General features: G+C 49.7%; 1 protein-coding gene. It reads left to right on the top strand.

Annotated features, from left to right (window positions below):
* Positions 1-580: isocitrate lyase (gene aceA / locus R8O11_RS29795; RefSeq protein WP_318195202.1), on the top strand; the 580-nt coding region annotated here is incomplete at both ends.

The following is a 580-nucleotide window of genomic DNA, read 5'->3' as shown; positions in this document are numbered from 1 at the left end:
ATCGATTTACCTATCAGGCTGGCAGGTAGCGGCAGATAATAACACTGCATCGACTATGTACCCGGATCAGTCGCTATACCCAGTGGACTCAGTGCCTTCAGTGGTTAAGCGCATCAACAACTCTTTCCGTCGTGCTGACCAAATTCAGTGGGCGAATGGCAAGTCTCCTGAAGATGAAGGTGGTATTGATTACTTCCTACCAATCGTAGCGGACGCAGAGGCGGGCTTTGGTGGCGTGCTAAACGCATACGAACTGATGAAGTCGATGATCGAAGCCGGTGCCGCTGGTGTTCACTTTGAAGACCAACTCGCTTCGGTTAAAAAATGTGGTCACATGGGCGGTAAAGTACTGGTTCCGACGCAAGAAGCGGTACAAAAACTGGTAGCTGCACGTCTTGCTGCAGACGTTTCTGGCACAACAACGCTAGTTATTGCACGTACTGATGCGAACGCGGCAGACCTACTAACTTCAGATTGCGACCCATATGATAAAGACTTTATTGAAGGTGAGCGTACTCAAGAAGGCTTCTACCGTGTACGTGCTGGTATCGACCAAGCGATTTCTCGTGGTTTGGCTTAC

It is taken from the genome of Vibrio sp. 1288 (assembly GCF_033344475.1).
This window is presented reverse-complemented; position numbering and strand designations above follow the sequence as displayed.